The sequence below is a fragment of the Pseudoalteromonas sp. T1lg23B genome (genome assembly GCF_002964665.1).
Taxonomy (GTDB): Bacteria; Pseudomonadota; Gammaproteobacteria; order Enterobacterales; family Alteromonadaceae; genus Pseudoalteromonas.
The window spans coordinates 231,533-244,134 of record NZ_PQBZ01000002.1 but is presented as its reverse complement, the minus strand read 5'-3'; the positions used below and the strand labels follow the sequence as shown (position 1 = coordinate 244,134).

The following is a 12,602-nucleotide window of genomic DNA, read 5'->3' as shown; positions in this document are numbered from 1 at the left end:
TATGATTAAAAAAAAATCTAAGGCTAGAGGTGTTAAAATTATCATTGAAAATCCTGAAATTCAGCCTCGAATTGCGATTAATACTTTTCGATATAGTATTCAAGAGACTGTTATTAGGAATGGAGATTCAAGTTGTAAACCATTTAAGCGTCATAAGGGAATTACCAGTGGTGCAATAATGAACAAGTTTGGCTTTACCTATTACTTTGATGATAGAAAACGAAGAGATACAGCCGTCCTTGAGCTTTTGGATTGCATTCCTCGTAGCCTGATAAACAAAGTTAAGGTATTTAAGACTTACCGTAGAGTTTCAAAATCTCAGCTTAGAAAGTTAACAAATACAGTTCGGCTTCATTGGGCCGCATAATTTGATAATAAAGGCCGCAGCTTGCTTTTTCATTCAAAGCTAAAACTACTTTTGTCGATTCTCTAGATTTTTTATAAAAATAAATCTAGAAGTGGAAGCATATGAGCATAGAAGGTTTTCTCGGGATATTAGTGGGGTTGTATTTTTTGTTGTGGGTGGGTGCATGTATGTCGCGTGAAGAAGCTGAGGATGCATAATCACGCGGCGAACTTTAAGACACCTATTGTTAAGCAAAATTAGGCATGCCTAATTTTTAAGGAGTAAGGTCATGGTACTTCTAGATCTATATAAAAAGGTCGAACCAACCTTTAGTAAGCCTTACAACACGCACTAAGCCACGCAAATTCCATATCTGGGCAGAATAATATCCACTACATTCAGGCGGTGTTGTTTTGCAGCGTCGTGGAACAGTTTCCAATTGGATGTTAAAAATGCCTGAGTAAAGGTATATTCATCTTCATCTTGGTCATCCAAAACGGTGCCTAGTGCCTCATGCTTCCATGAACCTTCCCCCTTGGCGATGTAAGAAAGCTGATAGGCTCCTAGAGAAAATCTATCGCTGGCAATTGCTTCCAACCACAAGGCAAGCCGGTGCTGACCATCATCCATGTTAAATTCAGCAAAACACTGAGCTATCTGCGCTTTAAGCGCGGCATTTAAGCCTGTTGGCTGTTGTTGCAGATAAACCTGATAGACTTTGCATAACTCATCTGCGGCTTCCAAAAAATCGATGGGGTTATTACGCTCTATAACCTCCCCTAACCCATTGGTGTAGCTCCAATGTTGATGTGGCAAGTCTGGGTTTGATAGCGCCTGACCATGCCCTAAACTAGGAATGTCATCTTGGATCATCCCCATAAAATAATCAGCAACTCTTTGCGTCCAATGTTTATCTAATTGGCCATTGTGATCCTTAATGCCCTCCACCTTATTAACCCGGTGTTGGATACCCGCAAACCCTTTGTGCCCCCATGTATCGATGAATACATGTGACGTGATCCCCAATAGATGTAATGCATAAGGCTTGTGCTGATGGGCTATACATTCATTTACCATGTCACGAGCAACATAAGAATTAGGTTTACATACTAACTTGTGAATAAAGCTACCGGATGGATTACTCCCCGCGGGTAGTCCATTGTTGCCGGGTAAAAAGTGAAATGGGATCCACACTTGTTGATTCTTTAGGCTTTGAATATTGCGATAGTCCAGCATTTTATGGGCAGTGGAAATACGTTGATAAGCTGCGCCATTGCTAAACTTGATATGCCCTTCATTGGTTGCGTCATCAACGTATTGTGACGCTTGGGCAATGATCTGTGCCTGTTCATTACTAAAACCCGCGGCACGGGCGACCACCCAAGTCATGCCAAGGTGAAGATCTATCTGCATAATGATCCTTTTAAATACACTCGATTACAAATACAAGATTATATCAATTTATGCAGCAATTCCTGCATCTAACTACCAGTATTATCCATTAAGTGTAACGAGTCTAACAGGTCACTTTTTGTAGGAGCTCAATATCTTTAGCCTTCAAACAGCTACATTTTTATATTTTGAACTAGACTTAATCCATTACTGTGCTCAACTTAATCAATCTCATGCATCTCTATACAGCAGTCAGTGTTACGCGCTCAGATCAGTGCCTATGAGTAAAGAACTATGAAAGCGTTATACTCTATCAACATTAAGCTATGGCTGAGTATTTTAGCTGCGCTTGCTTTTTTGGTGTTTTCCATCGTTGTTACCTTTCATACCTATTACACACAATTAGACACTCTGATTAGCAGTAGCCGTGCCTCATTGGCTCAGGAACTACCAATATTCACCCATAAGCTTGAACAGGCGCTGTCCGCCAATGACGCTGAGAGTGTTTCGTTTGCACTCAATGCTAAAAAGAGCAGGATCAATTACCAGCAAATGCTAATACTTGAACCCAAAGGCCACATAATCGCAGCACCTGAGCGACATCAAGAGACGCAGCATTTCAGCAAGTTTAATCTACCAATCGACGCGCGACTATTGCTAAAAGTATATGATCAGAACAGCGGGATTATTGAATTTAATGAGTCAACACTGATTTTTTCGACGTATTTCCCTTTGCACTTCCAACACCAGCATGACACCCAACCAGCTATCCTATATGCGACATATCACATTGCTCATGAAGTGCAGAGTGTTCTAGAAATTGGTCTGAATAAGAGCCTTATCATTGCCTTGCTGCTACTGAGCTTGCTCTGCTTTACAGCCCTATTCGTATACTTTTTTATCACCAAGCCCATCAATGAACTTATCTATGTTGGAGAAAAACTACGCGCACTCGATTTTAGTCACAGAGCGAAGATTAAAGGCAATGGGGAGCTGAAGTTACTGGCAGATAATTTCAATGATATGGCTAACAGTTTGCAGGAAAAAATCGCGGCACAAAAAGCCGCCGAACAATACGCTTTATCAAAGCATAACCTGCTTGAAAGTATTTTTTCGGCTCTGCCAGATTTGTTTATCGTTATTGACTCGCAGGGGAGAGTCATTGAATTCAATAACGCACATCACACGGATGTATTTATTGGGCAGCCTCCAATGATAGGCAGTAATGTCACAGATTTATTACCCATTACCATGAGCAAACGTTTTAAAAGTGCCATCAAAGAAGCCAAAAAATACAAAAAGCTCACTTGTATCGAATATCCTTTTACCCAAAGGGATCAAGCAAAATTTATGGAAGCACGCATTTCAGTTATGCCTCTGAGTGAGAATATTGTCATTGTACTTCGGGACATAACCCAACGAAAGCGTCAAGAAGAACTAATTTTTCACCACGCATTTTACGATACCCTTACTAACTTACCCAATCGCTTTTTAGTAATGGAACGATTGACTCAGCAGATAAAAACAGCCACTAGGAATAAAACCATCATTGCGGTGATTTTTATTGATTTGGATGATTTTAAAAAAGTAAACGACTCCTTAGGGCATGAGGTGGGTGACAAACTTCTTATCGCCTCAGCACAACGGTTACAAGAAACCCTGCGCGATGAAGATACCGTCGCCCGTCTCGGTGGCGATGAGTTCGTTATTTTAATCAGTAACTTGAATAGCAGCGAAGATGTTATTCCAATTGCTGCGAACTTGGTAAGACGGTTTCGAATTCCTTTAAACATCGACAAGAGAGAATTCAGTATCTCACTGAGCTTGGGCGTTTCGGTTTATCCACAAGATGGTTGTACGCCCAGTGCACTGCTACGCAAGGCCGACTCCGCGATGTACCACTCAAAACAACAAGGTAGAAACACTTACTCGTTCTTTACGGAGAAAATGAGTCAGGATTTATCAAGACGCTTGCTGTTAGAAGAGCATATGCGCCATGCTCTTGAGCAAGGTGAATTTGAAGTGTATTACCAGCCACAATTTACGATTGATAGTAATGAGCTAATTGGCGCAGAGGCTTTACTTAGGTGGCATAACAAAACACTTGGCACCGTTTCGCCAAGTGAGTTCATTCCTTTAGCCGAAGGTAACGGCGAAATAGTCGCCATCGGAAAATTCGTACTCCAATCAGCCATAGAACAAATTAAAAAATGGCAGTCAGTACTTGATCGTCCACTAAAAATAGCGGTTAACTTATCGCCACGACAATTTAAAGATCGCACCTTAATTGATGACATTCATAAATTTATTCAACAGTCGCAGATCCCCACGTCTTTGCTGGAACTTGAAATTACCGAAGGAGTGCTCCTATCGGGTGATGATGCACTCAAGGATTCTCTGAATAACCTGCACCAGCTAGGGCTGGTTATTTCAATGGATGACTTTGGGACTGGGTATTCCTCCCTCAATTACCTACGCCAATATCCTTTTGACATATTAAAAATCGATCAGAGCTTTATCGCGGACCTATCCACCAGCCCAGCAGCAGACGAATTAGTAAACTCTATTATTACGATGTCTCACAGCCTCGGTATAAGAGTCGTTGCTGAAGGGATAGAAACACTCTCGCAACTAAAGATTTTACAGAACTATCAATGTGATATTGGCCAAGGTTTTTTACTCGGAGAACCAATGACAAGTGAAGATTTTGAACATTCAATTGGTATCACTGATGTAAGATATACCCAAAGCTAGGACCATTTTTTCAACACCAGACCGCACTTTTTCATGATAACTTACTCTGTATATAAGACTATTAAAAAGAATATGTTAGTATTGCAGTGCAAGGGTAAGGATTAAGATGATGAATGTAGAGTTACTGATCAGCAAAGCAAAGCAAGTGTGTGATAATCGCGGGGCTCGATTTACCCCTATCCGTGAAAAAGTATTTCGTCTACTCGCGAGTAAGCAAGGCGGGGTTGGTGCCTATGATTTGCTGGAAGAGCTCAAAGTAACAGAAGCCGCAGCGAAACCTGCAACGATTTATCGCGCTTTGGACTTTCTTGCAGAATTAGGGTTCATCCACAAGATTGAAAGCACAAACTCATTTATGCTTTGCCATCATTTTGACCATATTCACCCTGTACAACTACTGATCTGTGACCAATGCGGCAATGTTGAAGAATTACACTCCAGTGCCATTTCTCATGAGCTAAATAATCTCGCTGCAGAGAAAGGCTTTGTAGTAAGTGCGCAAACAATTGAAGCACACGGCAAATGTGAAAAGTGTAAAGAGTAAGTGCATCTGCTCCAAAACCACACTACACTCAAATACTATCTCTAAAACAATATGTAATTAAAGGAAGTCATATGAAGGTAGAGTTTATAAACCCTTTTTTATCGTCTTTAATCAATGTATTGGCAACTATGGCGCAAACGGAGCTAACGCCTGGAAAGCCAAAGATCAAAAAAGATGAAATTGCTCAGGGTGATATATCTGGACTCATCGGCATGGTTGGGCCACAAACTAAAGGTTCTTTTTCTATCACGTTTGACGAGAGCCTCGCATTAACCATTATGGAACGAATGCTAGGCGAGCGACCAGACACCATAAATGAAGAAGTCACCGATATGGTCGGCGAAATTACCAATATGGTAACTGGCGGTGCAAAAAACCTATTAGGTGAAAAGGGCTACGAATTTGAAATGGCCACACCGATTGTTGTGTCAGGTAAAAACCACACCATTACACATAAGTGTGATGGCGCGAAGATCATTATGCCTTTCACGTCACCCGATGGTGATGCAAATATAGAAGTCAGCTTCGACACTTTATAGCACATAAAGACATCAAAGTGATTCGTATGACTCTCCTTGCAAGGTAACCACGAGGGTTCTGCTTGATGCGTGATCCCGATGCTCACACAAATAAAGTCCCTGCCATATACCCAATGCCAATTGCCCTTCACTGACAGGCACACTTTGGCTACAGCCTATTAAAGTGGATTTGATATGCGCAGGCATATCATCCGGTCCTTCATAAGTATGTACATAATAGGGAGCGTTCTCAGGTGCTAGTACGTTAAAGTGACTTTCTAAGTCCTGCCTGACTGATGGATCCGCATTCTCGTTGATCGCCAGTGACGCCGATGTATGTTGAATAAATACATGTAGCAAACCAACGCGCACTTGCTTTAATTCAGGAAGCTGCTGTGTTATTTCATCGCTAATCAGATGAAAACCTCTTTTTCTCGCGTTGAGTACTATCTTTTTCTGTAACCACATAGAACCATTCCAACATTGTAGTTATTTGCTGTGTCGAAGATACAAGCGCACGTCACGACGGGTTTTTATTAACGTATTCATAGCTCACGCGCGGGGTCACATTACACAGTAACTCATAAGGTATGGTATCTGCATATGCGGCCACTTCTTCTACAGGCAAATTGGGACCCCACATTTCGACTTCATCTCCAACCATAATACCAGCCTGATTGTCACCTATATCTACCGTTATCATATCCATAGATACACTGCCCACAATACCAAAGCGCTGATTGCGGATCATCACTGGCGTACCATTTTTCGCGTGACGTGGATAACCATCACCATACCCCATCGCAACAATAGCAAGTTGTGTCGGGCGTTTGCTTTGCCAACGTCCGCCATAGCCCACAGGCTCATTAGCGGGTAGGCTGCGAATGGCGATTACTCGAGTCGTCAAGCGCATGACGGCTTGTAAACCATGATTTGCGCCGACCTGATCTTGCATTGGTGAAACACCATAGAGCATAAGTCCTGGACGCACCCAGTCCTGATGGCTTTGCGGCCAACCTATAATACCGGCTGAGTTTGCCAAGCACAGAGACTCTTTCTTTCCCCCCACCAACTGTGCAAAATTATTAAGCTGCACCTTGGTTTTACTATTTTCGAGATCATCTGCGCACGAAAAATGGGTCATCAAATTGACCTGCGGTTTCACATTATCAGAGCGTTTCAAACGACTGTAAAACATATCCAATTGTTCAGGTTCAATTCCCAACCGATGCATTCCAGTATCTACTTTTAGCCATGTTGCAATTGGCGCATCTAACTTTGCGCTCTCTAATGCATTGAGTTGATACTCGTTGTGAATGACCGTTTGAAAGTTATTCGCCAACAGGATTGGTATATCATTGGCATTAAAGAACCCTTCTAGTAACACTATCGGCTTCGTTAAGCCTCCAGCCCTGAGCGCCAGAGCCTCATCAATTCGAGCGACTGCGAACGCATCTGCATCTTGTAAGTGCTGAGCAATGGTTACTAAACCGTGGCCATATGCATTGGCTTTTAGCACAGCCATAATTTTAGCACTTGGTGCTAACGATTTAATACGCAGTAAATTATGCGTCAATGCAGATAGGTTTATCTCCGCCGCCGCTAACTTCATGTGCGACTCTCCTAGTATTCGTCGTCAACCGCAGGACCTGCGTAATTATCAAAACGAGAGTATTGCCCTTGGAAAGTTAACCTAACCTTACCAATTGGACCATTACGCTGTTTACCTATAATGATCTCTGCAACGCCTTTATCAGGGCTATCTTCGTTATACACTTCATCGCGATAGATGAACATGATTAAGTCGGCATCCTGCTCAATAGAGCCTGACTCACGTAAGTCTGAGTTTACTGGGCGCTTATCCGCACGCTGCTCTAGCGTCCGGTTCAGCTGAGAAAGTGCAATAACTGGACATTGCAATTCTTTTGCTAGCGCTTTCAAAGACCTCGAAATTTCGGCAATTTCAAGGGTACGGTTGTCCGACAAACTTGGCACGCGCATAAGCTGCAAATAATCCACCATGATCATACTGATCCCACCATGATCACGCGCAATACGCCTTGCTCTAGAGCGAACATCCGTTGGCGTCAAACCTGATGCATCATCGATATACATCTTGCCCTTTTCCATCAACAATCCCATGGTTGACGAAAGTCTAGCCCAATCATCGTCGTCTAACTGACCTGTACGTACCTTAGTTTGGTTAATACGACCTAAAGACGCAAGCATCCTCATCATAATCTGCTCTGAGGGCATCTCTAACGAGTAAATTAACACGGGCTTGTCTTGAGTCATGGCAGCATGTTCTGCAAGGTTCATTGCAAATGTGGTCTTACCCATTGAAGGACGTGCCGCAACAATGATCAGATCCGATGGCTGTAAGCCTGCGGTCATTTTATCTAAGTCTGCGTAACCTGAACTGACTCCTGTCACACCATCTTGAGGTGACTGGTATAGTTCTTCAATTTTATCTACTGTTCTTTCCAATATACTGTGTAGATTCTGTGGCCCTTCTGTACTTTTTGTACGTTGTTCGGCAATTTTAAATACTTTACTCTCGGCCAAATCAAGTAAATCATGGCTATCTCTGCCTTCAGGATTAAATCCGGCTTCCGCTATTTCATTCGCTACCGATATCATTTCACGGACAACAGCACGCTCACGTACGATATTTGCATAGGCATCGATATTGGCGGCACTGGGCGTGTTTTTAGCTATTTCAGCAAGGTACGCAAAGCCACCGACATTTGCTAACTGATTATTTTTCTCCAAATTCTCGGAGATGGTGATCAAATCAATGGGGTTGCCTGATTCGACCAACTTTTCCATTGCTTCAAAAATCAGCCGATGTGTACGTGTATAAAAATCCTGCGCAACAACAAGTTCTGCAACTCTGTCAAACGCTTGATTATCTAACATTAGGCCACCGAGAACGGACTGCTCGGCTTCAATTGAATGAGGTGGAACTTTTAGCGTATCAACTTGAAGATCTGGTTTTGCCATAGCACTGCACAATTTGGAATTTAGAGGACTATTTTATCCGCTCATGAGATAAGTGCAATGTTATATCCAAAACCATGAGTAATTAAAAGGTGCACCACCAACAGGCTGTTGGCGGTGCCAGGGAGATTAGTTTTTTTTCAGCTCGATGTGTCCACTTACCGTATCGATTTCCACATCAGCATTACCACCATTAAGCACGAACTCTAACTCTCGTGATGGACCATATTTCGCCTTTTTCATTTCATGGTCACTCAACTCGTTGATAACTTTGCCACCTGCGTGCATATCAATATCAAACCGTGCTGATACATTCGCAGGAAAGTAAAACCGCACATCACCGCTAACCGAATCCATATTAATATTCGCGTTATCTTTCAACTTATTGATACGCACATTGATTTCTCCATTGACGGTGTTGACGCGTAAATCGGCCAGCTCATCTATACGTAAATCGACTTCGCCATTAACGTTTTCTAAGCGCACATCTTGAGCCTTTGTATCACTCTCAATATCACCATTTACAGCATCAAACTTTAGCTTACCATCCGAACCTCTATCATTGATGTTGCCGTTAACCGTTTCATAGTGGATATGGCCGTTCAGTTGTGACGCATCAATGTTGCCATTTATAGTCTGCAACGAGATTTTACCTTTCAAGTCAGAAACCTGAATATCGCCTTTAACCGTTTTAATACTCGTCCCCGCATATAACTGGCTAGCATTGACATCAACACTGACGCCCTCAAGGTTTAACTCACTATTTTTGGGCATATGAATCGTCAGCTTTGAGCCATCGTGACTGTTCTTCCAACCTCGGTATTGATTCGGCATCTGGACGATGAACTCGGTGACTGAACCTTTCGTTTCTAACTTGTAACCTTTTGCTTTTTCATCCAAGGTCCCAGTGACCTTAAAGCTATCTTCATCCCACGTTTTTATGATGATGTTGCCACGTTGATTCTCAATAAATACCTTACCTTTGCTGGGTAATGATATCTGTTCGTCAATACTTTGCCCTGCAAAGACCGCAAGTGGCAGTAGCGCTAATCCAGCTAATAATGCTCTCATACTCTTCTCCTAAATTTGTTGCCAACGAGGTTCATGTACCTTGTTTATTAAATCCAATTGCTGCTGATAGACTTGTGCCAGCATTTGTAACAGCGCCGCGTTCTCAGGGTCATTCTGTAACGCAGCCTTAATAGCTTGCTCAGCACTTTCAAGTTCAGTCAGTTGAGCCTGCCAATCAGAAGTCAACGCAGGCTGAGCTTCATACTGCACCAGCAAACTCTGTTTTTGCTGCTCAAAGAACGCGCTCATATTAGCCATGGTATTTTGCTGTGGTTGATGCAACACCACTTGCCAAGCCATCAAGCCAGCCAAAAAACAAGCAGCGACTCCGGTGAGCTTTGGCCAATAGCTGCGTTGCTTGTCCTCCTGTGGGGCTGAAGCAATCGCGTTTTCAATTCCTTTCCAAAGATCTCGTTTTGGTGCGATGCCTTTTGTTTGTTCGAGCGACTCTTTTAAAAATTGCTCAAAGTCTGGTTTATTCATTGTCGTACCACTCCTGCAATAACTGACGAGCACGATGATATTGCGATTTACTTGATCCCACTGCCATGCCTAGCATGTTGCCAATTTCCTCATGACGATACCCTTCGACCGCGTGTAACACAAATACTAAGCGAGCTCGCTCAGGTAGCCGCACAATCAGTTTATCTAGACCATTGAGTCCATGACACATATTGACTGATTGTTCATTCATACCGCTGCCTTCGATACTTACAACCTTTTGCAACCAATTTTTGTGCTTTCGTAGATAACTTATTGCAATGTTACTGGTCACGCTGTGAAGCCAAGTTGAAAACTGAGACTGCCCCTGAAACTGAGCAATTTTATGCCACAGCTGTACAAACACTTCCTGAGTCACATCCTCTGCATACTCTGGTGAGGCAAGTAATCGTAGACACAGCCCATATACTCGCTTCTCATGCTTTCTATACAATTGCTCAAACGCCCGTTGATCACCCTGTTGTACTTTACGCACCAACTCGTCGATAGGCTTTTGCTCTGTGTTCGACAATGCCTGGTTGGCATCTATTAACATTTTTACTTTCCCTTTTTCTTGGTCGAGCTAGCTTGATATAAATAGTGCTTGCTTTCAAGTTGCTAAGTAAGACGTTTTAAAAACAAAAAAAGGTTTAAATTGGTCGGTCATTTTTTTGAAAAAAATAAAAAACCCGCTATAAGGCGGGCTTTTTATCATGTCTCAAGTTACTCAGTGCTAGTTGGAAGCCTGTAATACCAGCGCTCAAACGTGAGTGTTGGCTTAGTTTGTGTACTTCCACCACCGTTACCCACACCTAAATCTATCGCCTTTAACGCTTCATCAAAATGATAATCACCGCTACCCGAACCATAGATGAAAGCACCTATAATACTCCCATAAAGAGACCCACTGCCGGTAACAGATACTGTCGACAAAGGTGCATAAACCTTTGCATACATGTCACTATTGCCACCCAGTGAAACACCGTCGCCTGATTTAGACGAGTAAATATTGAATGCAGCATGGCCACTCGTTGTTAATCCATGCTGCTCAACATATACATTACCACTGCCGCCCAAGTCTATAGTCCCTGTAACAAAAAGGCTTAAGCTACTACCCGCTTTGATGGTCATTCCCGATCCCCCTTTAATAGAGAAATCGCCATCAACAAGGAATATAACGTCACCACCTTGAATCGTAACAGAACCATTGCTGGAGAGCGTAAAGCCTTTCATGCCATACACATATTCAAGATCACTGTCACTTTGAGCAACATCTTCATACTGTTGTTTCAAGGCATCAAATATATAAATATCTTTTTGCAAAGCTGATATTGCATTCAGTTCACCTGAGCCACTATTACTGTTGCCGTTGCCATTTCCGTTGCCGTTGTTATTACTGTTACCATGAATAGTCTCGTAATAAGCCCATGTTGGCGCAAAGGTATAATGCTGATTAGCTCCCACTTGATAATAGGGATAACTATCACTGTCGCCAATTACCTCATCCATATTCTCTGCTAGCGCTAACGGATCGCATTGTGATGAATCTGGCGCATGGATCTCTATGGGCGTCAATTGAGGGTTAACGTTAAAACGACTGTTCGAGTAATGGATCCCATTTTGACTGAATCCACTTTCATTGTTAGGAAAAGTGCCTGTGCCACCATATTGAATGTCGAAGTCATCATTACCAAGATTAGCAATTGAGGCACCCGATTTCATGGTGGCATTACCATTGGCACGCACGTACCCCGTAATTTCTCCACCTTGATGTAAAATATCGCCAAGTGTTTGCGCGTTGCCGTCAACACGCACACCACCGCCTGATGAGATAGTGATCCCTGTGTTAGATTTAATGTTGCCATAAACGGGCGATGAGCCTAATAAATGTATAGCACCAGCCGCATTGACATCACCTTTAATGATTGAGTGTCCGCTCAATGAAACATCAGCATTGCTACTTGATGTATTGATCACTGCATTACTACTTTTGGTTTGCTCATAGCTACCAACGGACGAGTCATAACTATCGATTAACGAACTACCTTTTAAACTAACCCCAGTACAACCAGCCATAAAACTGTCATTAACAGACACAGAGTTACCTGGCGTAAACCTGTAATGGGCCACTATTTTGTCATTTGAATCTCCACTATAACGCTCACCCGAACTTGTGATCACAACGATATCTGGTTCATCTCCTGCGGATGCTGAAGCGTCAAACTTAAGATCATCACCCGCACTACCACCACCTGTGTATGAACATTGTGACATCACTAACTGGTCTCGTGTTAATGACGGATCCTCAATAAGTTTGTCTTTTAGACACTTTGCAACAATATAAATACCTTTTTCAGATAAGAATCTGGCATTCATACTTTTTTGAAAGTTGCCTGATAAGCGTTCCTGAACGAGCGTTTCTCGCATTGCACCAAACACAACAACTGCAGCCATTGTGCTCAATAGCAAAACCTTTATCAGTGTAAAGCCATTTTGC

General features: G+C 42.5%; 12 protein-coding genes. 4 read left to right on the top strand and 8 right to left on the bottom strand.

Going from position 1 to position 12,602, the window contains the following annotated elements; genetic code table 11:
• Position 1 precedes the first annotated feature (1 nt).
• Positions 2-367 carry a hypothetical protein gene (locus C2M32_RS01430; RefSeq protein WP_105166755.1) on the top strand — a complete coding sequence of 122 codons (366 nt, stop codon included), beginning with the start codon at positions 2-4 and terminating at the stop codon, positions 365-367.
• A 330-nt stretch (positions 368-697) separates the two neighbouring features.
• On the opposite strand, the gene C2M32_RS01425 is transcribed toward C2M32_RS01430, so the two are convergent.
• Positions 698-1,759, bottom strand: coding sequence for a DUF6765 family protein (locus tag C2M32_RS01425; RefSeq protein WP_105166754.1), 1,062 nt, complete (start codon positions 1,757-1,759; stop codon positions 698-700).
• A 273-nt stretch (positions 1,760-2,032) separates the two neighbouring features.
• Here C2M32_RS01425 and C2M32_RS01420 point away from each other — a divergent pair, with 273 nt between their 5' ends.
• The 3 genes from C2M32_RS01420 (at position 2,033) to C2M32_RS01410 (ending at position 5,575) form a co-directional block, all read left to right on the top strand.
• Complete coding sequence (locus tag C2M32_RS01420) at positions 2,033-4,492, top strand: EAL domain-containing protein (RefSeq protein WP_105166753.1); 2,460 nt, start codon at positions 2,033-2,035, stop codon at positions 4,490-4,492.
• Positions 4,493-4,601: 109 nt separating this feature from the next.
• On the top strand, positions 4,602-5,036 hold the full coding sequence (zur, locus tag C2M32_RS01415) for a zinc uptake transcriptional repressor Zur (protein WP_105166752.1): 435 nt from the start codon (positions 4,602-4,604) through the stop codon (positions 5,034-5,036).
• A gap of 71 nt (positions 5,037-5,107) precedes the next feature.
• Positions 5,108-5,575, top strand: coding sequence for a chemotaxis protein CheX (locus C2M32_RS01410; protein WP_105166751.1), 468 nt, complete (start codon positions 5,108-5,110; stop codon positions 5,573-5,575).
• Between the two features lie 12 nt (positions 5,576-5,587).
• On the opposite strand, the gene C2M32_RS01405 is transcribed toward C2M32_RS01410, so the two are convergent.
• The 7 genes from C2M32_RS01405 to C2M32_RS01375 all read right to left on the bottom strand — a co-directional run bounded on the left by C2M32_RS01405 (position 5,588) and on the right by C2M32_RS01375 (position 12,559).
• On the bottom strand, positions 5,588-6,022 hold the full coding sequence (locus tag C2M32_RS01405) for a secondary thiamine-phosphate synthase enzyme YjbQ (RefSeq protein ID WP_105166750.1): 435 nt from the start codon (positions 6,020-6,022) through the stop codon (positions 5,588-5,590).
• A gap of 52 nt (positions 6,023-6,074) precedes the next feature.
• Positions 6,075-7,166, bottom strand: a complete 1,092-nt coding sequence (gene alr / locus C2M32_RS01400) for an alanine racemase (protein ID WP_105166749.1) — start codon at positions 7,164-7,166, stop codon at positions 6,075-6,077.
• An 11-nt stretch (positions 7,167-7,177) separates the two neighbouring features.
• The gene (gene dnaB / locus C2M32_RS01395) at positions 7,178-8,557 is read right to left on the bottom strand and encodes a replicative DNA helicase (protein ID WP_105166748.1); all 1,380 of its coding nucleotides are present in this window, start codon (positions 8,555-8,557) and stop codon (positions 7,178-7,180) included.
• Between the two features lie 126 nt (positions 8,558-8,683).
• Positions 8,684-9,625: a DUF4097 family beta strand repeat-containing protein gene (locus tag C2M32_RS01390; RefSeq protein ID WP_105166747.1), complete on the bottom strand. Its 942-nt coding sequence runs from the start codon at positions 9,623-9,625 to the stop codon at positions 8,684-8,686.
• Between the two features lie 9 nt (positions 9,626-9,634).
• Positions 9,635-10,108 carry a hypothetical protein gene (locus C2M32_RS01385; protein WP_105166746.1) on the bottom strand — a complete coding sequence of 158 codons (474 nt, stop codon included), beginning with the start codon at positions 10,106-10,108 and terminating at the stop codon, positions 9,635-9,637.
• On the bottom strand, positions 10,101-10,661 hold the full coding sequence (locus C2M32_RS01380) for an RNA polymerase sigma factor (RefSeq protein ID WP_105166745.1): 561 nt from the start codon (positions 10,659-10,661) through the stop codon (positions 10,101-10,103). The genes C2M32_RS01385 and C2M32_RS01380 overlap by 8 nt, the downstream gene beginning before the upstream one ends.
• Before the next feature lie 167 nt (positions 10,662-10,828).
• Positions 10,829-12,559, bottom strand: a complete 1,731-nt coding sequence (locus C2M32_RS01375; RefSeq protein WP_158678071.1) for a DUF7305 domain-containing protein — start codon at positions 12,557-12,559, stop codon at positions 10,829-10,831.
• Positions 12,560-12,602 lie beyond the last annotated feature (43 nt).

Excerpts from the sequence above, each read along its gene's own strand:
- dnaB (WP_105166748.1), bottom strand. The coding sequence starts at position 8,557 with ATGGCAAAACCAGATCTTCAAGTTGATACGCTAAAAGTTCCACCTCAT.
- alr (WP_105166749.1), bottom strand. The coding sequence starts at position 7,166 with ATGAAGTTAGCGGCGGCGGAGATAAACCTATCTGCATTGACGCATAAT.
- C2M32_RS01425 (WP_105166754.1), bottom strand. The coding sequence starts at position 1,759 with ATGCAGATAGATCTTCACCTTGGCATGACTTGGGTGGTCGCCCGTGCC.
- C2M32_RS01375 (WP_158678071.1), bottom strand. The coding sequence starts at position 12,559 with ATGGCTGCAGTTGTTGTGTTTGGTGCAATGCGAGAAACGCTCGTTCAG.
- C2M32_RS01385 (WP_105166746.1), bottom strand. The coding sequence starts at position 10,108 with ATGAATAAACCAGACTTTGAGCAATTTTTAAAAGAGTCGCTCGAACAA.
- C2M32_RS01430 (WP_105166755.1), top strand. The coding sequence starts at position 2 with ATGATTAAAAAAAAATCTAAGGCTAGAGGTGTTAAAATTATCATTGAA.
- C2M32_RS01405 (WP_105166750.1), bottom strand. The coding sequence starts at position 6,022 with ATGTGGTTACAGAAAAAGATAGTACTCAACGCGAGAAAAAGAGGTTTT.
- C2M32_RS01420 (WP_105166753.1), top strand. The coding sequence starts at position 2,033 with ATGAAAGCGTTATACTCTATCAACATTAAGCTATGGCTGAGTATTTTA.
- C2M32_RS01410 (WP_105166751.1), top strand. The coding sequence starts at position 5,108 with ATGAAGGTAGAGTTTATAAACCCTTTTTTATCGTCTTTAATCAATGTA.
- C2M32_RS01390 (WP_105166747.1), bottom strand. The coding sequence starts at position 9,625 with ATGAGAGCATTATTAGCTGGATTAGCGCTACTGCCACTTGCGGTCTTT.
- C2M32_RS01380 (WP_105166745.1), bottom strand. The coding sequence starts at position 10,661 with ATGTTAATAGATGCCAACCAGGCATTGTCGAACACAGAGCAAAAGCCT.
- zur (WP_105166752.1), top strand. The coding sequence starts at position 4,602 with ATGAATGTAGAGTTACTGATCAGCAAAGCAAAGCAAGTGTGTGATAAT.